The sequence below is a fragment of the Burkholderia sp. 3C genome (genome assembly GCF_054589155.1).
Map to the genome: position 1 here is coordinate 3,130 of NZ_BAAILN010000120.1, position 26,527 is coordinate 29,656.

Here is a 26,527-nt window from a genome sequence, read left to right on the forward strand (position 1 = left end):
GGGAATCCTGCATCACGGCGCGAGCGCGCATGTGCTTCCAGGTTCCGTATTTATGAAAATCGAAATCGATCGTCGACACCGCGCGCTGCACCATCGCCCAGGTGGACCACTTCAGGTCGGCCAGCGCCTTGTAGAGCTGCACCCGTGCGATCTCGCGCGCCGTGGCGCGGCCGAAGTAATCCTCGATCAGCGCCAGCTCGGCATCTTCATCGAAGAACATCTCGCCGAACCACAGCGCCAGTTCGTAGTGCCGATCGTTGTTGGACGCGTATTCGAAATCCACCAGCATGATTTCGCGCGCCTCGTTGAGCATGAAATTGCCGGCCAGCGTGTCGTTCATGCATGGCGCGAGATCGATGCCCGACGCCGCCAGCGCCTGCCGCGCGCGCCGGAACTGGCGGCACAGCCACGCATGGTCGGGCGGCGTGACGGCGTGCAGCGTCTCGACCTGGTGCTGATGCTCGTCGATCATGTCGAACGCGGTCTTGGTTTGCGCGAGCAGCGGCTGATCGTTGAACGCCTTCAGCGCGCGCAGCGCGTTGTGACGGATCGTGCCGTCGGCGAAATCGAGGTTCGACGACGCGCGCCAACCCTCCATGAACGCGAACACCTCCACGCCGCACGATTCGAGGAACGCGAACACCGGCGCGCCGTAACCGGAATCGGCGGCCTTCACGCTGGCCTCGTGCGCGGTGCGCCGGTCGATGAACATCTCGGTGCCGCGCCCCGGCACCTTGAAGAAATACGCGGTCGGTTCGCGCTCGACTTCCACGCGCCAGTTCGCGTTCGAGATGCCGCCGCCCACCGGCGCGTAGCGCACGCGGCGGCCGTCGTCCCAATCCGGCACGCAGCGAATCGCCGCCTCGATCGCGTGTTCGCCCGCAGAGCGGGCTTCGCCCAGCGTCATCATGAGGTCCGCCCTCCCAGCATGCGCAGCCAGCCTTCGAAACGCGCATCGTGAATCGCCTGCCGGCAACGCAGCAGCGTCCATTGCGCGAGCTTGGTGAATTCGAGCCGGCGCGGCGAGGTCGCGCCGAGCCAGAGGCCCCACAACGTCCAGTACCAATCGTCGGCGATCGCGTAAAGCCGGCAGCGCGCGTAATCGGCCTCGTCGCAACGGCCGGCCCACAGCGCGATGCCGTCGCGCCACTGCGCGTCGAACTGCGCCAGCTCGTTGAGCGTGGTCGCCACGTCGTACCACGGGTCGCCGATCCCGCCGCGATCGAAATCGATCAGCAGCATCGCGCCGTCGGGGCCCACCATCACGTTCGACGCCACGCCGTCGCCATGCAGCGGCACGCTGTCGGTGCGCGCGCAGTCGAGCGCCGCGCAGGCGAGATCGACGCATTCGTCGAGCCACGCGTGGCCGGCGGGCAGCGCCACCGCATCGCGCGCGCACAGCGCGCGCAGCGCCACGAGATCGGCCGCCAGCGACCGCTCGAAGCCCGGCGACGGGCCGCGATGCACCGCGCGCTTGCGTGCCCAGAGCCGCGCCAACGGCTCGGGCGCGGCCAGATCGTCGATGCGCGCCCAGCGCCACGCCTCGGCCGGCAGCGCGTCGAACAACAGCACGCCGCGCGCGGTATCGGCCACCTGCAACGCCGGTGCGGCGCCCGCCTCGGCGGCGGCCCGGCTGGCGCGCGCGCTGCATGACGCATCGACCAGCGGCCGCGCATCGTCGTGCAATACCTTCGCGTACCAGGTCGCGCCGCCCTGCTCGACCGTGAAGCCGGCCCATTCGGTCGCGAGCCGCATCGGCGAGGCCACGCCGGCAGTGCCCGCAACGATGCGCGCATCGGCGCCGATGCCGGCTTCGGCCAGCGTGTGCGCGAGCCGCAGCAGTTCGGGGGTTTCGTTCACCATGGCGGCCCCGCTCGGCGTACCGGCGCGGCCGACAGACACAGCCGCTCCAGCAGGGCTTCGAGCATCCGCAGGCCGGTGTGCAGATCGGCGTCCTCGGTGAATTCCGCTTCGTTGTGCGAAACACCGCCGCGGCTCGGCACGAACAACAGGCAGGCGGGCACGACGCGGCTCAGGCTGATCGCATCGTGGCCGGCCACCGTCACGCTGTCGGCCGAACGCAGGCCGAGCGAGGCGCTGACCTCGTGCGCGAGCGCGGCGAGCCCGGCGTCGAGCGCGAGCGGTGCGCGCAACTGGCGGCTTTCGATTTCGACACGCGTGCCGGTGTGCGCGGCGATCTCGGCCAGCGTCGCGTCGAAGCGCTGCGCCGCGCCGTCGAGCAGGTCGGTCGAGGCCGAGCGGAATTCGACATGCAGCGTGGTGCGCGACGGCACCACGTTCGGCGAGTTCGGATAGATGTCGAGGCGGCCGACCGAGCTGTGCATGCGCTCGCCGTGCCGGCTCGCCTCGGCGTGCACCGCCGTCACCACCTGCGCCGCCGCCAGCAGCGCGTCGCGCCGCTCGGCCATCGGCGTCGGGCCGGTGTGGCTCTGCTCGCCGTCGAAGCGCACGCGCAGCTTCAGCGCGGCCCAGGTCGAACCGACCACGCCGATCGGCACCGCGTCGCGTTCGAGCCGCGCGCCCTGCTCGACGTGCATCTCGACATAGGCGGCCAGCGGCAGGTCCAGCATCGTGTCGCCCAGGTAGCCGATGCCGGCCAGCGCCTGCCGCAGCGTCACGCCCTGCGCGTCGGTGCAGGCCAGCGCGGCGTCCACCGTCATCGCGCCGGTGAACGCGCTGCTGCCCGTCAGGCTCGGCTGGAAGCGCGCGCCTTCCTCGTTGGTCCAGTCCACCACGGCCAGGTTGCAGGCCGGCCGCACCCCGGCCGCGCGAAACCGCCCGACGATCGATGCCGCCGCCACCGCGCCGGCCAGCACGCCGTATACGCCGTCGAAGCGGCCGGCGCTCGGCTGGCTGTCGAGATGCGAGCCGCACAGCACCCACGGCGCGGCCGGATCGAATTCGGCCAGGCCGAACAGGTTGCCGACCCGGTCGACGTGCACCGCGAAGCCGTGATGCGCGAGCCAGTCGCGCAGCAGATCGCGTACGCGGCCATCCTCGGCCGAGGCGGCGAGCCGGTGCAGGCCGCCCGCGTGCGTCGCGCCGATGGCCGAACTGGCGCGAAACAGCGCGTCGAACGCGCGCGCCGTGTCCGCGCCCGGCGCATCGAGCGCACCGGGCAGATCAGGGGTGAAGTAGGTCGACATGGTCCTGTTCCAGGCGTTGACGATAATCGTCGGGCGGCGGCCGGTTGGTGACCAGCGCCGAGACCGCGACGAACGGCAGCGTGTTGATGAACGTGCGGTGTCCGAACTTGCCGTCGTCGGCAAGGATCACGCTGCGCACGCAGTGCTCCACGAGGGTCCGGCGCAACATCGCTTCGGGCTCCTCGTAATCCATCAGGCCGAGGTCGAGATCGACGCCCCCGATGCCCATGAATGCGATGTCGTAATGGAACTGCCGCGCGAAGGCCAGCGTGTGCGGGCCGACCAGCGCGTTGTCGTTGCGGCGCACGTCGCCCGGCGTCACCACCACGTGGTTGCTGCTCTGCTGCGTGACGAGCATCGCGATGTCGAGCGAATTGGTGACGATGCGCAGCCCGGCGAAGCGCGTCAGCGCCTGGGCCAGCGCGAGCGTCGAGGTGCCGGTGTCGAGAAACAGCGCCATGCCGTCCTGCACCAGTTGCGCCGCGCATTCGGCCATGCGCGCCTTCGCCTGCGTGCGGACCCGGTTGCGCACCTGCAACGGCTGCTCTTCACTGAGCTTCGGCAGGATCGCGCCGCCGTGAATGCGGCGCAGCTTGCCGAGCGATTCGAGGTACTTGAAATCGCGGCGGATCGTTTCCTCGGAAACGAGCAGCGACGCGGCGAGATCGGCGGCTTTCACGCGCTGCTGCTGGCTCAGGAGGCGCAGGATTTCTTGGAGGCGGGGCTGATTCAGCATGGGAAGAACGGTCTCGGTCGCGGGAATGCCGCCAGTGTAGCGGGGGCCGCGCACCCGCACGGCGTGGCCGCGAGCGGCGGCGCGATGCGCGCGCGCCGGGGCGCGGCAGGCGCCGAACGCGTCGCACACGGAGCGCGGCGCGGCGGCGGTCGAGATCGAGTTCGCGCGATGCATCGCAGCCGCCTTACGCACCGAGCATCGGCGGCAGCCGATGATCCCAGGGCGCGATCGCCTCGAACGCCGCGCAAAACTGCAGCACCGCACCATCGGCGTGGCGCGGCCCCACCACCTGCATGCCGATCGGCAGGCCCGCCTCGCTCCAGCCGCACGGCACGTTCGCGGCGGGGTGGCCCGACAGGTTGAACGGGTAGGTGAACGGCGTCCAGCGCGCCCATGGCACGGCGCTGCCGCGCGTGTCGAAATCGGCCGGCGCGATGCGCTCCGCCTCGAACGGCAGGATCGGCAGCGTCGGCGTGATCAGCAGGTCGTAACGATCGAACAGCGCATGCACCTCGCACGCGAACGCCGCGCGCTGCTGCACCGCCGCGAGATAGGCCGCCAGATCGTAGCTCGACGCGCGCTCGATCAGCGCCGCGAAGCCCGGTTCGAGCTCGGCCATGCGATCGCGCAGCGTGTTGCCGTAGACGATGCCGCGCCCCGCCACCCACAGCGCCTCGAACGTCGGCAGCGGATCGCGCCAATCGAGCGTGGGCGCGTCGATCTCCACCGGCAGCGTGCGTGCGATCTGCTCGACGGCGGCGGCAACCGCACGCGCCACTTGCGGATCGACCTCCACGCCGAACAGCGTCGGGCAGAACGCCACGCGCAGCGGCGGCAGCGGTGCATCGCAGCGCGCGGCATACAATTCGCCGGGCGCGGGCAGCGCCTGGTGATCGCGCGAATCGGGGCCGGCGAGCACGTCGAACAGCAGCGCGCTGTCGCGCACGGTGCGCGTGATCGGCCCGGCATGACTGAGCATTTCGGTGGCCGACCACGGCCAGGTCGGAATCCGGCCCAGCGAGCCCTTCAGCGCGAACGCGCCACAAAAACTGCCAGGAATCCTGACCGATCCGCCGCCGTCCGAGCCGAGCGCGGCCGGCACCATGCGCGCGGCCACCGCGATCGCCGAACCGGAACTCGAACCGCCGCTGGTCAGCGCCGGGTTCCACGGGTTGCGGCCGTCGCCGAACACGCGCGACAGGCTCGCGCCGCTCCAGCCGAACTCGGTGGTGGCCGTCTTGCCGATCAGGATCGCGCCGGCCGCCTTGAGGCGGCGAATGATCGGCGCGTCGTCCGACGGCACGTAATTTGCAGAAGTCAGCGAGCCGCGCGTGGTGCGCAGCCCGGCCGTGGCGAACAGGTCCTTGATGCCGAACGGCACGCCGTGCAGCGGCCCGCGAAACCGGCCCTCGGCCGCTTCCTTCGTGAGCGTGTCGGCGTAGTCGGCAGCCGCTTCGGCGTACACGTCGCCGAACGCGTTCAATGTGGCATTGTGGGTTTCAATCGATTTCAGGCAATGCTGCACGAGCGCAGACGGCGTCAGGCCGCCCGACCGAATATCGGCGGCGGCGGCACTGACGGTCGGCATGAAATCGTTACGGTATCGGGGATTCATCACGGGATCGAAGCAAGGCCCGACAACCCGGGCGATGCGATCCATTACAGGCAGGCCAATAAATGATGTCAAGCCCGTTTTGTTGTATTTGTTGATTTTGTGGAATTGATGCAGCGCGTGGTTTTCGTCTGCACGCTCGCGGGGCAGGCGCACCGTCATGACGAAAACGGCCGGCGTGCTTGCCACGCCGGCCGTTGCGAGGTCTGACGAATTCGCGTGGAAAAAGCGGAGCGAGCCGCGCGCACCGGCGCGGCCCGCTCCCACGCTCAGAACCGGTGCACGACGCCCACCCCGAGCGCCACCTGGCTGCGCGACGAAGCCGGCGTGGCGGCGAAGCCGTCGCCCAGCGAAGGCGTGGCGATCACCACCTTGCCGGTGCTCGACAGCGTGTCGCCGTTGGCGCGCTGGTACGACTCGACCGCGTAGAGGCCGGTGCGCTTGGACAGGCTGTAGTACTGCGACATCGAGAACTGGTGGTACTGCGCGGCGTTCGCCACGCCGTTGGCGAGCGTGGCGCGCGTATAGCTGTAGCCGCCCGCGAAATCCCACGACGACGACGGGTGGAAATGCAGCACCGCGCCGGCCGTGTTAAAGATCGCCGTGTTGCGGAACGACGAGCCCGCGCCCGGGATGTACTGCACATTCGAATAGGATGCCGAAACATCCCATGCATCCGAAAAGCGGTAGCCGCCCGTCACGGCGAAGCGCTGCTGCGCCTGCGCCGTCTGGTAGCCGTTGTTGATCGCCGACACGGCCGTTTCCGCGCCGCCGTTCGAGGTGGTGGACGATGCGCCCCACGCGCCGCCGCCCGGCGTCGAATTGTTCACGCGCTGGAATGCAGCGCCGATCCCCACCGGCCCGTTTGCGTATTGCAGGCCCGCGCTCCAGGTCGAGCCGGCGTTGACGCTGCCCGGCACGCCGCCGAACGCATAGGACGCGGCGAACGTGAAGCCGCCGAGCGTGGGCGACTGATAGACCAGCGAGTTGTTGGCGCGGTAGATGTTGTCGAGCGAATCGATGTCGCCCGGATGCGCGCCGAAATAACCGGTCAGCCAGGTGGTCGGGCTCCACGGCGACAGAATCGTGTAATAGGCCGTGTATTGGCGGCCGGCGGTCAGCGTACCGAAGCGCGCATCGGTCAGGCCCACCCACGATTGGCGCGTGAACATCCCGCCCGTGAATTGCGAGGTGCCGTTCGCGGTGTTCACGCCCGCTTCGAGCGTGAAGATCGCCTTGGTGCCGCCGCCCAGGTCCTCGCTGCCCTTCAGGCCGAAACGGCTGCCGGCCCACACGCCCGACGTCATCTTGGTCAGCGAGTGGCCGCCCGAGGTCGAGCCGAGCGAGGTGGCGCTGTTCTGCCAGGCCAGGCCGTTGTCGACGATCCCGTACAACGTCACGCTGCTTTGCGCGTGCGCGCCGGCGGCCACGCCGCCGAGCAGGCACGACGCAATCAAGGTCTTCTTCATGATTAGCAATCCTACTTTTAGTTGACGGAAAAACCTGTACTGCGAAACCCCGTTGCCAAGCTCAGTCGATCAACCGATCAAGCGAGCAAACCCAGCCAACGCGCCGCGCGCGCCAGCAACGCATCCACCGAATCGAACGTCTCGATGCCGGCGACCTGCGGTGCATCGCAGATGGCGAACACCGGCTTGCCCCATTGCAGCCCGAGCGCGATCTCGGACAGCGTGCCGAGCCCGCCGCCCACCGCGATAAGACACAGCGACGAGCGCGCGATCAGCGCGTTGCGCGTGATGCCGAGCCCGGTCGGCAGCGCGACGCTCAGGTACGGGTTCGCGCCTTCCGCGTCGTCCTCGGGCAGCAGGCCGATGGCGATGCCGCCGGCCCGATGCGCGCCGCGCGCGGCCGCTTCCATCACGCCGCCCTTGCCGCCGCCGACGATCGCCATGCCGGCCTGCGCCAGCGCATGCGCAATGGTTTCGGCCACCCGCAGTTGTTCGTCGGTGGCCGCGCGCGGGCCGATCACGCCGACCGGCATCAGCAGCCGGTTCGCACCGCGCTGGCGGGTCGCCAGTTCCGCGAGCGCGGCCTGGGCCGGCGCCGCGCGTTCAGTGTTGCCTTGGTCTGACAATCCATTCCCCTATTGCAAGCACACAGGTGCACAGCGCCGTCAGCAGGATCGACAGCACGGCTGCCTGCGAAAAATCGGTCTGTCCGTCGGACAGCTTCAGGTACATCAGCAGCGGCAGGATGTTGATCTGCGTGCCGGCCAGCGCCACGGCGGTGCCGTAGGTGCCGAGCGCGATCGCCGCCACCAGGCACCAGGCCGCCGCCACCGACGGCCACAGCTCGCGCCATGCCACGTCGATCCAGGCCCGCCACGGCCGCGCGCCGAGCGTCAGCGCCGCATCGAGCGGCCGGCGGTCGAAGTTCGCGAACGCCGGATACAGCATCAGCGCGACGCGCGGAATCAGGTAGTACGCATACGCGATCGCCAGCCCGAAGCTCGTGTAGATCACGCCGCCCACACGCGACGGATCGGCCCCGAGCCGCGCGAGCAGCATCGTCACGAAGCCCGCGCGCCCGAAGCTCAGGATGAAGCCGTAGGCGATCACCAGGCCCGAGAACGCCAGCGGCACGCCGAGCACGGCCAGCGCGAAGCGGCGTCGTGCCGGCGGCTGCCCGGCCAGCGCAATCGCCAGCGCCACGCCGATCACGCTCGACAGCGTGGCGGTGGCCGCCGCCAGCCCGATCGAGCGCAGCACCGCATCGGCCACCAGCGGATCGCCGAGCACCGCGCCGAACGCATGGCCGCCGCCATCGAACGCGGAAGCCACCAGCGCCGCGAGCGGCAGCGCGAACGCGATCGCGAACAGCACCGCGGCCGGCGCCGCGCCGAAGCGGCGCAACAGGCCCGCGTCGCGGCGTTCGATAGAGGTCGCCCGCATCATTGGCCGAGCGTGGCCTGCGACCAGAGCTGGTCGACCTGCGCCTTCTTCGCGGCGGCCTTCACCACGTCGAGCGGGCGCACCTGCGGCGCGTTCGGCATCTTCGCGGCGACGTCCGGCGCGAGCGCCACGCCGGGCACGGCCGGGCGCACGTAGCCCTGCGCGAACAGCGCCTGCCCCGCATCGCTCATCACGAAGTTCAGCCAGAGCTGCGCGGCCGACGGGTTCGGCGCGTTCTTCACCAGGCTCATCGCATACGGCGCCGACACGCTGCCGTCCTGCGGAATCACCACCTCGGCCGCGTCGCCCATGCCGTCGGCGTACTTCGCCTTCAGGCCGTCGTTCTCGTAGCCGATCAGGATCGGGATCTCGCCCTTGACGAACTTCGCGTAAGGCGTGGTGCCTTCCACGCGCAGCACGTTGCCGGCGGTCTTCAGTTTTCCGAAGAAATCGGCGCCCGGCTTCGGATCGTCCACGCTGCCGCCGTTCGCGTAGGCCGCCGCGAACACGTCCACCTGGCCCTGGCCCGTCGAGCGCGGATCGAGATACACCACCGCGTTGTGATACTCGGGCTTCAGCAGATCGGACCAGCGCTGCGGCACGTCCTTCACGAGCTTCCGGTTGACGAGGAACGCGATGTTCAGCGAATGCACGGTGAACCAGCGGCCGTCGGCGTCGCGGAATACGGGCGGCAGCTTGTCGAAGTTCAGTGGCTTGAACGGCGCGACCACGTCGCGCGCCTTCGCGTCGAGCGCGGAGGCGGCGAAGTAGTAGGCGGTATCGGCCTGCGGGCGGCGGCGCGACTTGTCGAGCGCCACCACGGTGGCCGCCGAGCCGATGTCGTTGTAGGTGATCTCCACCTTCGGATAGCGCTTGCGGAATTCGGCGAACAGCGATTTCCAGTTGGCCCACTCGGGGCCGGTGTCGAACGACACTACCAGGCCTTCGTCGGCGGCCTTCTGGTAGAGCGCGTCCTCGCCGGCATACAGCGGCGCGGCTTGCGCGGCGTGGGCGGTGCACGCGAGCAGCGTGCCGAGCGCGAGCGCGACGGCCCGCATGCGTTGGGTCAGGGCGAGTGCTGCGAACATCGGGATTCTCCGGGAGACGGGGTGTTCGGGTTGAGGCCGCCGCTCGAAAGCGCGAGCGGCGGCGTGGTTCGGGTGGGAAGCGGCTTCACGCATTCGGCGCAACCGTCGGATTCGATGCCACCGGCAGCACGCGCAAATGACGCGGGTCGATCGCGATGCTGTGCCGCGCGACCTCGCGACCCTCGCCGGCCAGCGGCGCGGCCGCGCCGTGCGGCAGGAAGTCGTAGCGGTGCGTCGAGCCGAAGTAGCGCACCTCGCCGCATGCGCCGCGAATCAGGTTGGTGCCGCCCGGTGCGGGATCGGCCTGCACATGCTCGGGGCGCAGCAGCAGTTCGACGGCGTCGCCCTCGCGATGCGCACCGGTCGCGGCACACAGCGTCGCGAAGCCCACGTCCACGCGATCGGCCGCCACCACGCGCCCGCTCAGGATCGTCGAATGGCCGATGAAGCGCGCCACGCGCGCCGAGGCCGGTTGCTCGTACAGCTCGCGCGGCGTGCCGACCTGCAGCACGCGCCCGCCCTCGACGATCGCCACGCGGTCCGCCATGCTCAGTGCCTCGTCCTGATCGTGCGTGACGAACAGCGTGGTCGCGCCGCAGGCGCGTTGCAGCGCGCGGATCTCGTCGCGCAACTGATGGCGGATGCCGGCGTCGAGCGCGGCCAGCGGCTCGTCGAGCAGCAGCACGCGCGGCTCGATCACCAGCGCGCGAGCCAGCGCCACGCGCTGCTGCTGGCCACCGGACAACTGCGCCGGCCGCCGCTCGGCGTGGCTCGCGAGGCCCACGCGTTCGAGCATCGCGAGCGCCTGCCGGCGCCGTTCGGCACCGGCCACGCCGCGCATCTTCAGGCCGTAGGCGACGTTGTCGGCCACGCTCAGGTGCGGAAACAATGCGTACTGCTGAAAGACCATGCCCACCCCGCGCCGCCACACCGGTTGCGCGGCCACGTCCTCGCCGCCGATCGCGATGCGCCCGGCGTAGCCCGTCAGCAGGCCGGCGGTCAGTCGCAGCAGCGTGGATTTGCCGGAGCCGCTCTGGCCGATCACGGCCAGCAGTTCGCCCTGCGCGGCGGCCAGCGAGAGGTTCGCGATGCCGTGCGACGCGCCCGGGTAGGTGTAGCTGAGGTTGTCGAATTCGAGGCTCATGGCATTACTTGATTCGTTGCACGGTGGCGACCGAGGCCAGCGTCGCGGCGATCGCGAGCACCAGCAGCACCACGGTGGCGGCGCAGGCGAAGCCCGACGCGCCGTAGAAGGCCTGCAGCAGCACTACCGGATAGTTGCGGTAGCGAAAGCCGGCGATCAGGTTCGAGATCTGGAACTCGCCGATCGACAGCGCCGCCACCATCACCAGCCCTGCGAACAGGCTGTGACGCAGGTTCGGCAGCACGATCGTGAAGAACTGCCGGCGCGGCGTCGCGCCGAGCGTGGCGGCGCACGCTTCGAGCGTGGCCAGGTCGAGGTGGCGCAGGTCGGCGAGCAGCGTTTGCAGCAGGTAGGGCAGCGTCAGCACCGCGTGCGCGGCGATCATCAGCCACAGCGTGCCGAGCCACGGCAGCGTGTCGCCGCCGAACACGGCGATATAGCCGAATCCCAGCGTGAGCGCCGGCACCGCGATCGGCAGCAGCATCACGAGCCGCGCGGCCAGCCCGCCGCCACGGCGCGCGCGATGGTGCAGCGCGTAGGCGAGCGGCACGCCGAGCACGGCGTTCAGCGCGCAGCACGCGAGCGCCACCACGAAGCTGGTGCCGAACGCGCGGCGAAAGCTCGTATCGGCCGCGAGGTCCGCGTACCAGTGGCCGGTGAAACCAGTGGGCAACAGCGTGTTGGTCCAGCTCTGCCCGGTCGAGCCGATCACGAGCAGCGCGATCGGCAGCAGCAGGTACAGCGCGAACAGCGCCACCACGGCCCGCACCAGCACGCGGCCCGGCGACGGCGCGCGATTGCTGCGACGAATGGGAACACCAGCGGCGGCGGCCGTGGCGGGGGAGAAAGACATCGAGGCGTCCGTGGGCGAGCGGATGAAACGGCGCGAAACCTCGTTGAATCAGCAGCTTGGCTTCGCGATGACGGCCGCCAGTGTGCGTTTTCGACATGGCATCGTCATGAAAAAAACGTACAAAGTGCGCATCGACCCTTGCGAATCCGGAACACCTCGCGATGAAGCACCTGTATCCGAACATCGCCGAACTGCACGCATTCGCCAGTTCCGCCAAACATCTGAACTTTTCGTATGCCGCGCGCGAGCTGGGCCTCACGCCGAGCGCGGTCAGCCGCCAGATCGCCAACCTGGAGGCGCTGTTCGGCGTGAAGCTGTTCGTGCGGGAGGGGCGCAACCTGTCGCTGACGCGCGCCGGGCAGGTGTATCACGCGCGCGTCACGGGGCCGCTGCGCGAGATCGGCAACGCCTCGCTCGAATTGCTCAGTGTGCGCGAGGACAGCGACCTGCTGACCATCGCCAGCGTGCCGACCTTCACCACCAAGTGGCTGGTGCCGCGCCTGCCGGCGTTCGTGGCCGCCGCGCCGAACGTCACGTTGAGCTTTCGCCGCCATCTGGCGCACGGCGACCCGTTCCCGTTCGGGCTGGACGCGGCGATCCGCTATGGCGACGGCCGCTGGGAAGGCGTGCGCTGCGATTACCTGGCGGGCCGCACGTTCGTGCTGGTCTGCTCGCCCGAGTTCGCGGCCAAACATGCGCTGCACACCCCGGCCGACGTGGCCGACGCGCCGCGCCTGGTGCACGAGCAGGCCGAGAGCGTGTGGTTCGAATGGTCGGAACGGCACCGCGTCACGCGCATGAACGCGTTCGCGGGGCCGCGCTTCGAGCAATATGCGGTGTTGATCCAGGCCGCGCAGGCCGGGCTCGGCCTCGCGCTGGTGCCGGCCTTCCTGATCGGCTCGCCGCTCGACGCGGGCACGCTGGTGCAGCCGGTGGACGCGCCGGTCGAGGTGGACAACCAGGGCCACTACCTGTGCTACACGCCCGAGCGCTTCGAGACGAGCGCGGCGTTGCGCAAGCTGCGCGACTGGATGCTCGGGGAATTCGCCGCGCCGCAAACGGCAGGGGCGTGACGCGGCTCGTCATCCCTGAGGATGACGAAACGGCAGCGCCACGCCGGAGGAATGCGTGCTTTCAGGCAGCCGCGCGCACCGGCTCGTCCGTATCCACTGTATCGGCCTGCGGCATTGCCGCCTCGTCCGGAATCCCTTCGGTCTCCTTCAGGAACGCCTTCAGATAACGCCCGCGTATATAGCGGCATTCCTCGCGCAACATGCCGTAGAGGATGAAATCGGTGCCGTCGCCGGCCGCGCCGCGCATCACGCCCTCGCGCACGAAGCCGAGATGCTCGTCGAGCCGCTGCGCCTCGGGGTTGTCGACGCGCACCAGGCCCGTCACGCGCCGGCAGCGCAGCATCGCGAACGGGTAAAGAAACGCCGCCGCCACGAAGGCCGGCGTGATGACGTGGCGCGAGGCGCCGAGCGCGAAGTGCATCAACAGGTTCGGCCCGTTGTGCCCCTGGAACACCACGCCCGCGACCAGTTCGCCATCCTTGGCGAGACCGATCGCGCGCGCGTCGTCGTAACGCTCCTCGCCCGTGCGCGACGCCACGAACAGGTTGACCTCGTCGTGACGGTCGAATACCAGGCTGCGCATGCGGGCCTCCGGTACGTTTTGGGATGCCGACGATCAGGACGGCAGCGGAATGCCGAACTGTTGCAGCGTCGGGTTGACGTTCGAGGCGAACGCCTTCTGGTCGTTGTGCTTCTTCACGGCCTCGACGATCGCGAAGATGATGCCGGCCACGCCCACTACCGCCGCGCCCACCGCCATCACCGGCGCGGCTGCCGCCATCGCGCCGCCGACCGCACCGAGCACGCCCTCGCCTGCCGCCGCGCCGCCTTCCACGCCGGCTGCCGCGCCTTCGGCCGCTTCCGCGCCCGCCGCCGCACCTTCGGCGCCGCCTTCCGCGGCACCGGCCGCGGCTTCGCCCACCGCGGCGTCGCCGCTCAGGCCCATCGAGCCTTCACCCTTGGCGAGATCGCCGAGCGATTGCGCCACCGTCTTGGCGTCGCTCAGGCCGCGATGCACGTCGTCGATGGTCTGGCCGGGGTTCTGGCCGTTGCCGCCGGCCGCTGCCGTGCCGTCCGAGCCGGAGTCGCCGCCGCCCGCCGACGTGACGCCGCCCGCGCCCTGGAATTCGCCCGACATCTGCTGCATTTCCGGCGGCACCGTCTTCTGCAGATAGGCGGCCGTGTCCGGGTCGCTCGCGAGCTTCTGGATGTCCTGCTGTAGCGCCGCCACCGTCTTGTCGACGTTGCGCAGCTTGTCCGAGCCGCCGGCCTGCACGTCCACCAGCGTTTCCATCAGCTTCACCATCACCGCGGCCTTCTGCTGCGGCGAGTAGTTCTGCGGGTTCTGGATCACGTCGCCGTTCAGGCTGCTGATGTCGGTGTTGCCGGTGATGTTCTCCAGGCTCGCGTTCTGCAGGAACTGCTGCGAACCGGCCTGGGTGGTGGGCGCATCGTCGGACAGGAAGTGATCGAGGTTCTTGGTCGAATAGACCTGATCGCGCTTGTGGGTGGCCTTGTCGTCGCCGCTGCGATCCAGATCGTCGAAGCCGCCGTCGGAACCGAACGCCGTGGCGGCCGATTTGAGCGCCGAGCTGAAGCCCGAGTTCTTCTGCAGATCCTCGACCTGCTGCTGGGTCGTCAGGCCGCCGCCGCTCTTGCCGCCGTGCGTGTAGTTGTTGCCGTTCTTGCCGTTCGACTTGTGGCCTTCGGATTCGCCCGTGATCGCGTTGTAGGCCTTCATCAGGCCCGCCGAACGTTCGACGTTGACCGAATCGGCATCCGCGTCGGGATGCTTCTTCATGTAGTCCTTGATATCCGAATCGGCCTGGCTCAGGTTGGTGCTGACCTGGCCCATGAAGCCCTGCATCTTTTTCGTATCGACCGTGCCGTCGGACTTCAGCGCGCCGGTGTTCTGCAACGCCGATTTGAGCGTCGGGTTGTCGTTGACGAACTGCATCGCCGCCGCCTTCTGCGCGTCGCTCGGCGGCTGGCCGTCGGGGCCGGTCTTGCCGCTCAGGATCTGCATGGCCGCCAGCGGACGCTCCAGCGAAGCGCCCTGGTCGGCCGGCGCGAGATCGGCCCACTTCGACATGTCGGACTGATCGTTCGTTTGGCTGTACTGATCGAGCGCGGCGTATTTGCCGTCGTCGGTCGAGGCCGTGGCCGCGCCGCCGGCCGCACCGGCGGCACCGGCCGCACCCGACGCATCGCCCGCGCCACCCGTCGCATCGAGCGCCGAGGACGGGTCCGATTGCGGCATCTGCATGCCGCCGCTGCCGCTGCCCGAGGCGGACGAATCGCCGCCCGCGTCGCCGCTGTTGCTTTGCTGCTGTTGTGCCGCCTCCATCAACGCCCGCACCATCTGCTGGAGCTGCGAGTTGAGGTTTTCCATCATCTGCAGGCCGGACTGCATCCCGCCCGATGAATCATTCGTGCCCGTCATCGACGGATCGTTGACGGACGGGGAAGAATACGAAAGGGATGAGAGCGAGGTCATGGAACGCGGTATCGAAATTTAGGAATGGGAAACGCGGGGCGGCACGGCCGCCCCGCGAGGACGCGTATAACCGACAACGCGGCCCGTTCCTCGCGGAGCGGGCCGGCCGCGAGCCTTACGCGTTGTCGTCGTCGCTGTCTTGCGCCTTCGGCATTTGCAGGCCGCCCATGCCGCCCATCATGCCCATGCCGCCGCCGAGGCCGCCGCCGAGGCCGCCCATCAGGCCGCCCATGCCACCCATGCCGGCCATCTGCATGAACATTTCCGGCGAGATGCCGCCCATCGGTTGCGAGGCCGAGGCCGAAGCGGTCGAGCCGGAGCCGGCCGTCGGGTCGGCGATCTCGCCTTGCGCGGCCTTCTCGAGGTTCGCGATCGACGACAGGCCGTCCGCGCCCTTGACGTCGTTGGTCTCGATGGCCTGGAAGGCATCCGGGTTCTGCAGCATGAACTTCGCCGCGTTCTGCACATCCTGCGATTCGCCGGACTTCGGGTTCATCGCCATCTGGTACAGCGCGTTCGGATCGACCGTGCTCATGCCGTTCTGGTTCGCGTAGGCAGCCAGTGCGCCCGCGGCCGATTGCATCGTCATCGGCGCGCCGCCCGATGCCGCGCCCGAGCCGTCGCCGGCCGTGGTCGAGTCGCCGCCGACATCGCCCGCGCCGGTTGCATCGCCTGCACCGCCCGCACCGCCCGCACCGCTGGCGACGTTATCGGCACCGCCTTGCGCGGCCCATTGCATGTCGCCCTGGCCTGCCACGCCATCCGCGCCCGCCACGTCGTGCGTTTCGATGGCCTTGAAGACGTCCGGGTTCTGCAGCATGAACTTCGCCGCGTTCTGCACGTCCGGCGGGGTGCCGGCCGGCGGGTTCTGCGCCAGTTGATACAGCGCGTTCGGGTCCATCGAGCCGATGTTGTTCTGCGACATGTACGACGCGAGCGCACCCGCCGCCGACTGCGTCGTCATGCCCGAGCCGTCCGCCGCGCCCGCACCGGCCGCGCCGCCGATCGCGCCCGCGCCGGCATCGCCACCGACATCGCCCGCGCCACCCGTGCCGGCGCCTGCGCCCGCACCGCCAGCCCCACCTGCGCCGTCACCCGCGCCGGTCGCATTGCCCGCGCCGCCGCCGAGCGTCTGCGCGAGTTGTTGGGCCTGCTTCAGTTCCTGCTGCATCTGACCGATCAGTTGCTGCATGACCGAGCCTGCCAGCTGACTGACCATCTGCTCGGTCTGCTGCAGCATCGGCATGATCTGCGCCGAAAGGCTCGCTGCATTGCCCGCATTGGTGATCGGGCTTTGCAGGTTGACTCCAATTCCGCCAGCTACATTCATGTGGCCTCCTATGTGGGTCCGAAATAGACGTGCTGCGTTTACGTCATATGCCGCCTGTCACAGGAGGCGCTATGCCGTTTCCAATGTTAGTCAACGGGCGCGCCGCGAAACTTCGGCAATCCGAACGTCCTGCCGGAAATGCGAAGCACGAGCAAGGGATGCGTAGCGACACGCAGCGGCGTGCGGGGGATCGCTGCGTGTCGCCGCGCAATGCTTCGGGTTGCCGCGCGCGTACCTGCCCCGCTTCCTGTCTGATAAGGGCTTACCGACTTTCCGTTCGCGGCCATGCACGCTTTTCCGTTCGTCGACCGCCTCCGGGCATCGCAGGCCCTCGCCCCGGCGAACCCGCGCCGCCGCGCCCTGGCGCCGGCCGCGCTCGCGCTGCTCGCCACGCTCGCCGGTTGCGCGACGCCGCCGCCGCCCGGTCCGCCCGATGCGGGCGTGCCCGATTCGCTGCGCGGCCCCACGGCCGAGCTGTGGCAGGAGACGCTGACGGCGGCGGGCGACCAGGTCTATCGATGTCATCGCGTGACGGCGCTCGAACCCGGCGCGCCGGGCAGCCCGGCCGGCCAGACGTTGCGTTGGCAACCTTATGGGCCGGAAGCCACGTTGATCGACGCGCACGGCCAGAGCGTCGGCTCGGTCACGCCGGGCCGCTACTTCCTCGCCCATGACGGCAGCTTTGCGGTGGGCAAGACGCTGGCGGCCACCATCGTCGACGCCAATGCGTTGCCGTGGGTGCGCTACGGGATCGATGCGAGCACGCGCGCCGGCGACGGCCAGGGCGGCCGCATGACGAACATCAGCGCGGTGATCAGAATGAATACGCGAGGCGGAATTCCGGCCAGCGACGCCTGCCGCGTGGAGGGTACGCAGCTCTACGTGCCGTACTTCGCGACCTACCAGCTTTACCGCACGTCACCCCTCGCTCAATAGCAGGTCTTTTTGTTTTCTTTATGAAAGCGCGACAGGGGTTCTTTGCGCATTTCCACTGCATATACATGGAAATTCGAGCGTGCCTTTCAAGTAATGCCGAGCATTACTCACCAAATCTCATCTAACTTTACAAACTGAAATGTAATCGATTCGATACCACTTATACCTATTTCCAGGTATCTTTCAATGAAATTACAATCTTGTCTGAAGACACGCGATTTAAGCTTACAAATACATTAGGAAACATGTTGTTTAGATTAAAAACTAAACATCGCATTCCACGATTCGAAAAACCTTCACTTTTAGTACTTCAAAACTCTCATTTTCTTTCCCACGGTTAACAATAAGTTACACCCCTGGAATTTCTATGCCTGTAATTTCGCTCCGTGCCAGTAGCCTGCCGGTTCATTGCACGCCGGGACAAGGAAAGGAGGTTCAGGTTGAAGTTCGCCGTATTAACGCCCAACGTCAGCATGTTCGAACGACTGCGCCAGCATTTTCTCGACGCATCGATCGAATGCATTCAATTCGATGATGATGTCGCGCTGGCGCGCGGCCTGTATCGGGACGATTACCGCGTGATTCTGGTCGACGCCGCCACCGGCATCGACGGCACGCGCACCGTTTTCGCCCGCCGCACTTTCTATGGCGGCCGCCGCGCACCGGTGCTGGTGGTCGGCACGTTTACCGATCGCGACAGCCTGGAGCGCGCGTTCGACGCCGGCGCCGACGACGTCGTGCTCGCCCCGTTCGATCGCAACGAACTGGCCGCCCGTGCGTTGCGCGCGATGCGCCGCGTCGAGGCCGAACCGGCGCCGCGCGACGAACAGCGCGTCACGCTCGGTGCGTATACGCTCGATCAGCAGGCCAGCACCGTGCAAATCGCCGGCCGCAGCGTGCGTGTCACCACGCGCGAATTCGCGATCGCGTGGCTGCTGTTCTCGCGCGCCGGTGAATACGTCACGCGCCGCCAATTGGCCGGCGCGATCTGGGGCAGCACGGAAGACATCGTCGGTCGGCGTCTCGAACAACATATCTACAAGCTGCGCCGCAAGCTCGAATTGACCGGCGAAGCCGGCGTCGCGCTGCGCACCATGTATGCCCACGGCTACCGGATCGAACAGACCGACGGCGTGATCGACAGTTCTCCGAACGATCTCGCGATGGCCGACGATGGCCTGCCGGACCTGCTCGACGAACTCGACGCCGCGCCGCCACGCACGCACCAGGAAGCCGCGCCGGCCTGCCCGCCGCAAACGCGCGCGTCCGCGCTGCTGGTTCCAGCCGATCGCGCAAACGTTGCAGCGCCGGCCAACGGGCCGACGGTGCACGCGCGTCACAGCGCGACGGCCGCGCTCGCGCAGCCGTGGGCTTCGTATGCGAACCCGTGGAATATCGGCGTGACGATGATCGCGAAGGCGATGCGCGACGACGGCTCGCCGTCCGACTGCATCCGCCTGCCGGTGCTCTCCATCCCGCGCAACGACGGCTGACGCCCCTCGCGGCGCCGCACAGCGCAAAACGGCCGGCATGGAAATGCCGGCCGTTTTTTCATCGAGGTTCCATCGGCGCGCGTCGCGCTTACAGCCCCTGGCTCGCGAACTGCTCCGCGTACTGGTTGCGGTTCTGCATCTGCGGGTCCGACGCCATCTCGAACTGCTGATCCCACACCTTCGCGGCCGCGTCGGGCGAACCGGCGCTGTTCAGCGCATCGACCAGGCCCGGCTTTTCGCCCACTTCCTTCGCCAGATAGTCGAGCTGCACGCCGAGGTCGCTGGCCGGCTTGCCCTGCGATGCGGCGAATTGCTCGAGGCCTTCCTTGCGCACGCCGCCCCATTGGGCCAGGCCGTAACCGTTCTGGTTGTCGTCGGCGTTGTTGGCCGACGGGCCGCCGCGCGCACCACCCTGGTTGATGTCCGATTCGAGCCCGCTCTCCTGCTGGAGATTGCCGAGCACGCCGGCCGCCGCGTCCTTGTTCAGGCCGAGGTTGTTCTGCAGGAACGACGCGATCTTGTCGGCGTTGCTGCCGCCGAGGCTCGACACGTCGGTGCCCGAACTCGGGCCGGTGGTGCCGGCCGAGGCCTGCACTGGCGTGCCGCTGCCGCTTCCGCTACCGCTTCCGGCCGGCGCATCGCTGAGGGCCGGCGTGCCGCCGCCACCCCCGCCTCCGCCACCGGCTGCGGGCACCCCGCCGCCACCGCCCGCACCGCCACCCGGTGCAGCCGCCAGCGATTGCGGCATGCCTCCGCCACCCCCGCCCCCGCCGCCCAGGCCCGAACCGTCCTGGTCGGCCGAGGCGGCCATTTTCAGTGCCTGGGTAATTTCCTGAATCATCTGCGCGATCTGCTGCAGAACCTGCATCAGCGACGCCGCGTTCGACCCGCTGCTGCCGCTCGTGGAGAGCGACGACGGGTCGAGCGATTGCGTCGACATGGAATTGATGGATAACGACATGAACGACTCCCCCACGGAATGATCGGCGGCAATGCCGACTCGTCCGACTATAGGGTGTGCCCATCCGGCCCTTCGGGCCGCCGTGCGAAGCGATCCACCGATATGCGAACCGAGCCGGCACGCTCGGAAATCAGCCGCCGGCTCCGGTTTCAGACGCCCGCGTCGATCACGCGCGGCGTCAGCAGGAACACGCGCTCGTTGTGCGAGTGATCGTCGCTGTGATAGCGGAACAGCGCGCCGAGCAGCGGGATGCGCGACAGCAACGGCACGCCGGTCACGCCGTTGGTTTGCGTGTCGGTGGTGTAGCCCGCGATCAGCAGGCTGTCGCCCACGCCGACGAACGCCTGCGTGTTGATCTGGCTGGTCGTGATCACCGGGATGTTGTCCACCTGCTGCTGGGTCAACTGGCCGTCCTCGATGTGCACACTGAGCTTGATGCGCGTCTTGTCGCCGTCGTCGACGATCAGCGGCAGCACGCGCAGCGACACGCCGGTCGAGACGCTGTACAGGTCGGCCGACGTATAGCCCTGCACCCGCACGAAGAAGCGCGTGGTGTTGTCCATCACGGCCTCGACGTTATCGAGCGTCGCCACCAGCGGCGAGGCGTCGATCTTGGTCTTGTTGGTCGATTGCAGCGCCGTGACGCGCGCCAGCAGGTAGCGCCCCGCGCCGCCCACCACCGCCGACAGCGCCGCGCCGCCCGGCGTGGCGTTGACCAGCGAGCCGGTGGTGCTCGACGAGCCGCTGGTCGATTGCGCCACCGTGCCGAAGATCGGATTGAGCTGGCCGTCGTAGGTGTTCTGGGCCTGCGCCGCGTTGCCCGTCTGGAAATCGACATGGCTGTTGTGCGCGCGCCAATCCACCCCGATCTGCTGCAGCGTGTCGTCGTCGATCTCGATGATGTGCGCCTGGATCTCGACGATCTTCGGCCGCACGTCGAGCTGCCGGATCAGGTCGCCGTACTGGCCGACGCGATCGGGCGTATCGCGAATCAACACCGAGTTGGTGATCGGATCGGGCTGGATCACCGGCAGGCCGTCGCTGCCGTCGGTCACCGCCACGTCGCCGCCCGAACCGCCGCCGCCACCGCCGCGCCGCCGCGTGTAGCCGGCGTTGTTGTTGTCGTACGCGCCGCCGAACGCCTGGCCGGCCTGGCCCACCGACTGCGAGCCCGACATCGACGGCGGCAACGGCGGCGGTTGCATCCCGCTGCCGCCGCCGCTGCCCATCATGCCGGTGGACGAACCGGACACGTCGTTGAGCGACTGCACGCGCTGCATGTTCGGCGCCGAGCTGGGCTGGCCGCCCGTCGAGCCGGATTTCACGCTGTACATGTTGCCGAGGATGGTGGCCACGCCCGGCACCGTCACCTTGGCGCCGTCCACCTGCACGTCGTGATCGGTGGCCCAGGCGTTCTTGAGCTTGTAGATGCGGATCACCGAGCCGTTACGGTGGCCGGTGCTCGCGTCCAGCCGCTGCGCGACGTCGGCGATCATCTGCACGTATTGCGCGGGGCCGCTGACCAGCACGGTGCCGGACACCGGGTCGTAGGTGAGCGGGAAGCGCGGATCGTCGAGGCCGATCTGCTTGAGCGACGAGCGCAACTGGCCGATCTCGCTGTGATCGAGTTGCAGCACCTGGCGCGTCACATCGTTCGAACTGCTGATCGACAGCACGTTGCCGTCATAGAACCAGACGAAGCCGAAGGTGGACGACAGCGTATCGAGGAACCGCTGCGGCGACAGGTCGAAACGGCCCGTGACGGTGCCCGCCACATTGGGCGCGATCGAGGCGGCAATACCCTGGCTGGCCGCGAAATCGCGCAGCACGTCCTTCAGGTCCTTGCCATCGAGTTGTACGTGGACCGTCGCACTGCGCCACCGCACGGGCGCCGCGAACGCGGCATCGGACAGACAGGCAGACAGCGCCGCCGCGAGGCACGCGGCGGCAACAAGCTTCTTCGCTCTCATGGATGTCGATTCGGGAAGATGGAGGGAAAGGCCGGCGTCAGCGTTCGAGCGTTTCGGACGGCGCTTCGCGGAACTGCTTGCGATACCCGGTCACGAGCGTGGACCGGCTTTGGACGCCCCAGCGGCGGGCGGTTTCGAGGACGCGCTGGTCGCCCGCGTCGGCGTGATCGATCAACGCCTCGCGGATACGCTCCATGCGGCGCGTGCGAATCAGTTCGCTCGGCGACAGGCCGAGGCAGCTCTTGAACGCGCTCTGCAACGCGCGTTCGGTCACGCCGATCTGCGTGGCGATCTCGCGCACCGACAGGTCGGCGCGTTCGAGATTGTCGAGCACGTAGCGGTAGGCGCGGCGGTATTTGGCCGGCAGGCGCGCGCTGACATCGTCGGGCGCGGCCTTCGGCTGGCGGTCCAGCGCCGGCGTGCGCACGTGCGAATCCTCGCGCAGGCACTGCATCGCGACCAGCGCGTAGCGGCTGTACCACTGCAGCGATTCCTGCGGGCGGCCCTGGGTTTCGCGCAGCTTGGCGGCGCAGTAGAGATATTCGAGCTGGCGGTGGCCGGTGTCGGAGCCGCGCACGCCTTGATGCAGCGGTTCGACGATCGTTTGCGCGATATGCGGCGCATCGCCCACGAACGTGGCGAGCGCGATTTCGAGGCGCACGGCGCGCTGATAATCGGCGAAGCCCTGATCGCGCACGCGTTCGAGGTAGGCGCACACGTTGGCGATCGCATCGCGGTCGCCGCCCATCACGTTGTGCAGGTCGCGCAGGTAGGCCACTCGCCCGGCGAGCAGCGGCGCACGCACGCCGGCCGCGGCCTGCAGCGCCTCGGCGAAGCCGGCGCGCGGCGCGGGCAAGTAGGCGGTCGGGCTTGCCAGCGCGGCCGAGCGCCAATACACGTGATCCTGCAACGCGTTCGCGCTGCGCAATTCGTGCTGCGCGATCAGGTCGAAGCGCAGCGCCGTCACCACGTCGCGCCAGCGCGGGTGCGTGACCGTCACGTCGTCGAGCGCGTCGAGCGCCTCACGCGTGCGGCCCAGTTCGTGCAGCGCGCAGGCAATGCCGATGCGCGCTTCGATACGGCGCGACGGGTGCGCCTCGGCTTCGTCGGCGGCCCGTGCGAAGCAGGCCAGCGCGGTGCCCACGCGATGACGGAACAGCGCCTGCCAGGCGGCATTGCGGCAGGTCGCCACGCGAATCTCGGCCTTCGAGGCACGCATCCGGCGCTGCGCACGGCGGTAGGCATCCTCGGCTTCGGCATCGAAGCCCAGCACGAGTTGCAGATCCGCGTGCCACTGCAATTCCTGGGCGGTGGCCGCCGAGGCCGAATCGTCGAGGCGTCGCCCCGACTGCTGCACGGCCGCGACGAATTCGCCGTCGAGAATCGCATCGACGGTGCGGGCTGCGTTGCCGGCGCCGGCCACTTCATCGGAAGCAGCGAGCGCGGATACGATCGGGAAATAGAGCATCGAAAACATGAAGCGACTCTCCTTGCATTTGCACGCGGCACCGGATCGCAGCGCCATGCAAGCAATGTAGTCGTCACTTCATGTTCGAACTCTCAGTTTGACTGAGCAATCTTCAGCAATGATGCCGATTTGAGAATTGCGCCCCACGCGACGCGGCTTCGCGTGAGTCTCACGATTGCTCAGTCACTTCCTCACTCACTTCATCAAGACATTCTCAGCACACCTCGCACATCGCAACATCACTTCGCATGTGGATCGACCGGATGCGTGGCCGCGCCCGTATTGCTGGCGTGCGCGGCATCGGCCCACGCGCGGAATTGCGAGGTGAACGACGACAGCGTGAGCTGGTCGTGCACCTGATCGACGAACACGCCCACGAACAGCGCCAGCAACAGCACCGCCACCGCGCCCTTCACGGGCTGGCTCAAACCCATCAGTTCGAGCTTGCTCGCCGACTTCGCAGCGAACGCGAATGCCACGTCGATCAATAACAGAATCATCACGGCCGGCGCGGCGAGCTTCGCGACCTGCTGCATCAGCGAATCGGTCTCCTGCAGTGCGAACGATTCGAGCACGCTCGACACATCCACGCTGTGCGCCGTGAGCGGCCACCATTGATACGATTCGTAGAGCGTGCCGAGCAGGAAGCTCATGCCGCCCAGGCTCCAGAACGCCACCGTCGCCACCTGTTGCAACAGCGTGGCGGTGGGCGTGGCCTGTTCGTTGCGCAGCGGGTTCTGCACCTGCGCGCTGTTGTAGCCGGTCAGGTCGTCGATGTAATAGCCGGCGCACTCGGCCACCCAGAACACCGACGACGCCGCGAAGCCGAGCACCAGCCCGATCATGCCTTCGCGCAAGCCCAGCTCCACCAGCGCCGCGCCGTGCAGTTCCTCGCCGAACGACAGCGGCTGCCCGTAGGCGATGAAGGTGCTGAACAAGATCACGATGGCGTTGCGCACCGGGCCTTGCAGCACGCCGTCGGCCGACGGCGGAAAGATCGTCATGATCACGAACAGCCGGATCGACGACACGCCGATCAGCGTCAGGTAGCCCATCACCAGGTGCGTGAGGTCGGGCAATACATTCAGCGAGGGATTCATGCGGCGGCCTTGTCGCGCGCGCGGCGCGCCAGCACGCCGTCTTCGGCCTCGTCGTCGGCGGCGTCGTCCTCGGCGCGTTGATAAACACGGCGCATCACGCCGATGCGCTGCTCGCAGGCGTCCATGCTGCCGACATTGCGGGCGATCGCGCGATTGCTCTCGACAATTTCCTGCTGCGCGGCGTGCACCGCCTGCAAGGCCAGCTCCACCTGCTCCTCGCTCGCGTGCAGCCGGTCGACGGCGATCCCGCGCACGATCTTGCAGGCCTGGAAATCGTCCACCACGAACGGCATCGCGCCCGTCATCATCGCGTCGATCTGATCGTCGATGGCCTGCACGGCGGCGGCGTCCTGTTCGACGCGCTCGATCGCCTGCGCATGCTCGTCCTCGCGCTGCGCGAGCGCCGCGCGCTGCCCGACCAGTTGCATGCGCAACTGCTCGTTCTGCTTGCGGCGGCGATCGCCGGCGCGCGACAGCGCGATCGCGCGGCGGTCCCGCTTCAGGCGGGCCTCCACGCTCATGCGCTCACTCCGGCAAGCTCGTGCAGATAGGCGGTGGTGTCGTCGTAGGCCGCGTAATCGCTGGTGCGCTGGCACAGGAACGCGCGAACCGCGTCGGCCTTCTCGATCGCTTCGTCGGCGAGCGGGTTCTGGCCGGGCTGGTACTCGCCCACCTGCAACAGCACTTCCACGTCGCGATGCTTGGCCATCAGCTCGCGCACGCGCGAGGCCGCGCGATTGTGCGCGTCGGGCACCACCAGCGACATCACGCGCGACAGGCTGCCGAGCACGTCGATCGCCGGGTACTGGTTCTTCGCGGCGATCTCGCGCGACAGGATCATGTGGCCGTCCAGAATGCCTCGCACTTCCTCCGCCACCGGGTCGCCGCCGGTTTCGTCCTCGGCCAGCACCGTATACAAGGCGGTGATCGAGCCGGTCTCGCCCATGCCGGTGCGTTCGAGCAGGCGCGGCAGCTCCGCGAACACCGACGGCGGGAAGCCGCGCCGCGCCGGCGGTTCGCCGGCGGCCAGGCCGATCTCGCGGCCGGCGCGCGCGAAACGCGTCAGCGAATCCATCATCAGCAGCACGCGCAGGCCACGGTCGCGGAAATATTCGGCGATCGCGGTGGCCGTGTGCGCGGCCTTGGCGCGCTCCATCGACGAGCGGTCGGACGTGGCGCACACCACCACCGAGCGCGCCATGCCGTCCGGGCCGAGAATCAATTCGATGAATTCGCGCACTTCGCGGCCCCGTTCGCCGATCAGCGCGATCACGTTGATGTCGCAGGCGGCGCCGCGCGCGAACATGCCCATCAGCGTGGATTTGCCGACGCCGGCCGGCGCGAAGATGCCCATCCGCTGGCCTTCGCCGAGCGTCATCATGGCGTCCACCACGCGCACGCCGGTCGGCATCGGCGTGTCGACCATGCGGCGCGTCATCGGGTCGGGCGGCTGCGCGATCACGGGCCGCCAGTCGTCGGAATCGAGCGGCGGGCCGCCGTCGATCGGGTCGCCCAGGCCGTCGAGCACGCGGCCCAGCAACTGGTCGCCCACCTGGATCGACAGCGGCCGGCCCAGGCCGATCACCTGCGTGGCCCGCGACACGTTCTCCAGCCGCGCGAACGGCGAGAGCAGCGCCACGTCGCGCGTGAAGCCCACCACCTCGGCGCGCTGCAACAGTTCGCCCTCGGGCGAGCGCAGTTCGCACAGCTCGCCGAGCGTGACGTCGAGGCCGGACACCTTGATCACGGTGCCCACCACTTCCATGACCTTGCCGGTGCGCGCGACGGCCGGCACCGCGAGAATCTCGCGCTCGATCGCGTCGGTCAGGCGCTCGAAATCGTCGGTGCGTTCGAGCCAGGAGACGTTTCTCACCGGGGGCCTCCGTGGCGAAGGTTGACGGTCAGTTCGGGGGCGGGGGCAGCGTCATAGTCGCTTTGCTGCGGCTCGGCGTGGCGCGCGGCTTCGTCGGGATGCGCGTCGTGCTCCGATGTTTCGTACTGCACGGCATCGCCGGCCGCGTACGGATCGTGGGCGGGCTGCGCGGCGTAGGGGTCGGGGTGGGCGTACGGATCGGGATGCGCGTAGGGATCTTGCGGCGCGGCGGCATGGGGATCTTGAGCCGCATAAGGATCTTGAGCCGCATAAGGGTCCTGCGCCGCATAAGGGTCTTGCGCCGCCGGCGGCGC

23 protein-coding genes and 1 pseudogene are annotated in these 26,527 nt (G+C 68.5%); 3 read left to right on the top strand and 21 right to left on the bottom strand.

Features of this window, described 5'->3' with window-relative positions:
- The 11 genes from ACYP33_RS24030 to ACYP33_RS24080 all read right to left on the bottom strand — a co-directional run.
- The coding region (locus tag ACYP33_RS24030; protein ID WP_459624227.1) for a phosphotransferase at window positions 1-910 on the bottom strand (910 nt) is incomplete at its 3' end.
- On the bottom strand, window positions 907-1,863 hold the full coding sequence (locus ACYP33_RS24035; RefSeq protein WP_459624228.1) for a phosphotransferase family protein: 957 nt from the start codon (window positions 1,861-1,863) through the stop codon (window positions 907-909). The genes ACYP33_RS24035 and ACYP33_RS24030, both read right to left, overlap by 4 nt.
- Entirely contained in the window at window positions 1,857-3,167 is a 1,311-nt protein-coding gene (locus ACYP33_RS24040) for an allantoate amidohydrolase (RefSeq protein ID WP_459624229.1), read from the bottom strand. Before ACYP33_RS24040 ends, ACYP33_RS24035 begins: the two co-directional genes overlap by 7 nt.
- Window positions 3,145-3,903, bottom strand: a complete 759-nt coding sequence (locus ACYP33_RS24045) for a DeoR/GlpR family DNA-binding transcription regulator (RefSeq protein WP_459624230.1) — start codon at window positions 3,901-3,903, stop codon at window positions 3,145-3,147. Before ACYP33_RS24045 ends, ACYP33_RS24040 begins: the two co-directional genes overlap by 23 nt.
- A 184-nt stretch (window positions 3,904-4,087) precedes the next feature.
- Entirely contained in the window at window positions 4,088-5,518 is a 1,431-nt protein-coding gene (locus ACYP33_RS24050; protein ID WP_459624232.1) for an amidase, read from the bottom strand.
- 266 nt (window positions 5,519-5,784) lie between these two features.
- Window positions 5,785-6,984 (bottom strand): porin, encoded by a 1,200-nt coding sequence (locus tag ACYP33_RS24055; RefSeq protein ID WP_459624233.1) that lies wholly within the window; start codon window positions 6,982-6,984, stop codon window positions 5,785-5,787.
- Between the two features lie 77 nt (window positions 6,985-7,061).
- Complete coding sequence (locus ACYP33_RS24060) at window positions 7,062-7,517, bottom strand: TIGR00725 family protein (protein WP_414449132.1); 456 nt, start codon at window positions 7,515-7,517, stop codon at window positions 7,062-7,064.
- A gap of 70 nt (window positions 7,518-7,587) precedes the next feature.
- Window positions 7,588-8,427 (bottom strand): ABC transporter permease, encoded by an 840-nt coding sequence (locus tag ACYP33_RS24065; protein ID WP_414440831.1) that lies wholly within the window; start codon window positions 8,425-8,427, stop codon window positions 7,588-7,590.
- Entirely contained in the window at window positions 8,427-9,515 is a 1,089-nt protein-coding gene (locus tag ACYP33_RS24070) for an extracellular solute-binding protein (RefSeq protein ID WP_414448554.1), read from the bottom strand. The genes ACYP33_RS24065 and ACYP33_RS24070 overlap by 1 nt, the downstream gene beginning before the upstream one ends.
- 85 nt (window positions 9,516-9,600) lie before the next feature.
- A complete protein-coding gene (locus tag ACYP33_RS24075) occupies window positions 9,601-10,659 on the bottom strand; it encodes an ABC transporter ATP-binding protein (protein ID WP_459624234.1) in 1,059 nt (352 codons plus the stop codon).
- 4 nt (window positions 10,660-10,663) lie between these two features.
- Window positions 10,664-11,512, bottom strand: a complete 849-nt coding sequence (locus ACYP33_RS24080) for an ABC transporter permease (RefSeq protein ID WP_414448556.1) — start codon at window positions 11,510-11,512, stop codon at window positions 10,664-10,666.
- A gap of 161 nt (window positions 11,513-11,673) precedes the next feature.
- On the opposite strand from ACYP33_RS24080, the gene ACYP33_RS24085 reads away from it, so the two are divergent.
- Complete coding sequence (locus tag ACYP33_RS24085) at window positions 11,674-12,585, top strand: LysR family transcriptional regulator (protein ID WP_414440827.1); 912 nt, start codon at window positions 11,674-11,676, stop codon at window positions 12,583-12,585.
- A gap of 61 nt (window positions 12,586-12,646) precedes the next feature.
- On the opposite strand, the gene ACYP33_RS24090 is transcribed toward ACYP33_RS24085, so the two are convergent.
- From ACYP33_RS24090 to ACYP33_RS24100, 3 genes are all read right to left on the bottom strand, one after another.
- Complete coding sequence (locus ACYP33_RS24090) at window positions 12,647-13,168, bottom strand: GNAT family N-acetyltransferase (protein WP_459624235.1); 522 nt, start codon at window positions 13,166-13,168, stop codon at window positions 12,647-12,649.
- A 33-nt stretch (window positions 13,169-13,201) separates the two neighbouring features.
- Window positions 13,202-15,028: a type III effector HrpK domain-containing protein gene (locus tag ACYP33_RS24095; protein ID WP_459624236.1), complete on the bottom strand. Its 1,827-nt coding sequence runs from the start codon at window positions 15,026-15,028 to the stop codon at window positions 13,202-13,204.
- 169 nt (window positions 15,029-15,197) lie between these two features.
- Entirely contained in the window at window positions 15,198-16,412 is a 1,215-nt protein-coding gene (locus ACYP33_RS24100; RefSeq protein ID WP_459624237.1) for a hypothetical protein, read from the bottom strand.
- 285 nt (window positions 16,413-16,697) lie between these two features.
- On the opposite strand from ACYP33_RS24100, the gene ACYP33_RS24105 reads away from it, so the two are divergent.
- Both ACYP33_RS24105 and ACYP33_RS24110 read left to right on the top strand, forming a co-directional pair.
- A complete protein-coding gene (locus ACYP33_RS24105; RefSeq protein WP_459624238.1) occupies window positions 16,698-17,348 on the top strand; it encodes a DUF3455 domain-containing protein in 651 nt (216 codons plus the stop codon).
- Between the two features lie 473 nt (window positions 17,349-17,821).
- A complete protein-coding gene (locus ACYP33_RS24110; protein ID WP_459624239.1) occupies window positions 17,822-18,841 on the top strand; it encodes a winged helix-turn-helix transcriptional regulator in 1,020 nt (339 codons plus the stop codon).
- An 88-nt stretch (window positions 18,842-18,929) separates the two neighbouring features.
- Here ACYP33_RS24110 and ACYP33_RS24115 read toward each other — a convergent pair whose 3' ends face one another.
- From ACYP33_RS24115 to ACYP33_RS24145, 7 genes and pseudogenes are all read right to left on the bottom strand, one after another.
- Window positions 18,930-19,802, bottom strand: coding sequence for a phage tail tip lysozyme (locus tag ACYP33_RS24115; protein WP_459624240.1), 873 nt, complete (start codon window positions 19,800-19,802; stop codon window positions 18,930-18,932).
- Between the two features lie 149 nt (window positions 19,803-19,951).
- A complete protein-coding gene (gene sctC, locus ACYP33_RS24120; protein WP_459624241.1) occupies window positions 19,952-21,772 on the bottom strand; it encodes a type III secretion system outer membrane ring subunit SctC in 1,821 nt (606 codons plus the stop codon).
- Window positions 21,773-21,809: 37 nt separating this feature from the next.
- Window positions 21,810-23,249 carry a helix-turn-helix transcriptional regulator gene (locus ACYP33_RS24125; RefSeq protein ID WP_459624242.1) on the bottom strand — a complete coding sequence of 480 codons (1,440 nt, stop codon included), beginning with the start codon at window positions 23,247-23,249 and terminating at the stop codon, window positions 21,810-21,812.
- 230 nt (window positions 23,250-23,479) lie between these two features.
- Complete coding sequence (gene sctT / locus ACYP33_RS24130; RefSeq protein WP_414440818.1) at window positions 23,480-24,340, bottom strand: type III secretion system export apparatus subunit SctT; 861 nt, start codon at window positions 24,338-24,340, stop codon at window positions 23,480-23,482.
- Window positions 24,337-24,861: a type III secretion protein gene (locus ACYP33_RS24135; RefSeq protein ID WP_459624243.1), complete on the bottom strand. Its 525-nt coding sequence runs from the start codon at window positions 24,859-24,861 to the stop codon at window positions 24,337-24,339. Before ACYP33_RS24135 ends, sctT begins: the two co-directional genes overlap by 4 nt.
- Window positions 24,858-26,213: a type III secretion system ATPase SctN gene (gene sctN, locus ACYP33_RS24140; RefSeq protein WP_414440816.1), complete on the bottom strand. Its 1,356-nt coding sequence runs from the start codon at window positions 26,211-26,213 to the stop codon at window positions 24,858-24,860. The genes ACYP33_RS24135 and sctN overlap by 4 nt, the downstream gene beginning before the upstream one ends.
- Window positions 26,210-26,527, bottom strand: a pseudogene (locus ACYP33_RS24145) (hypothetical protein); the annotation flags it as partial. The gene sctN and the pseudogene ACYP33_RS24145, both read right to left, overlap by 4 nt.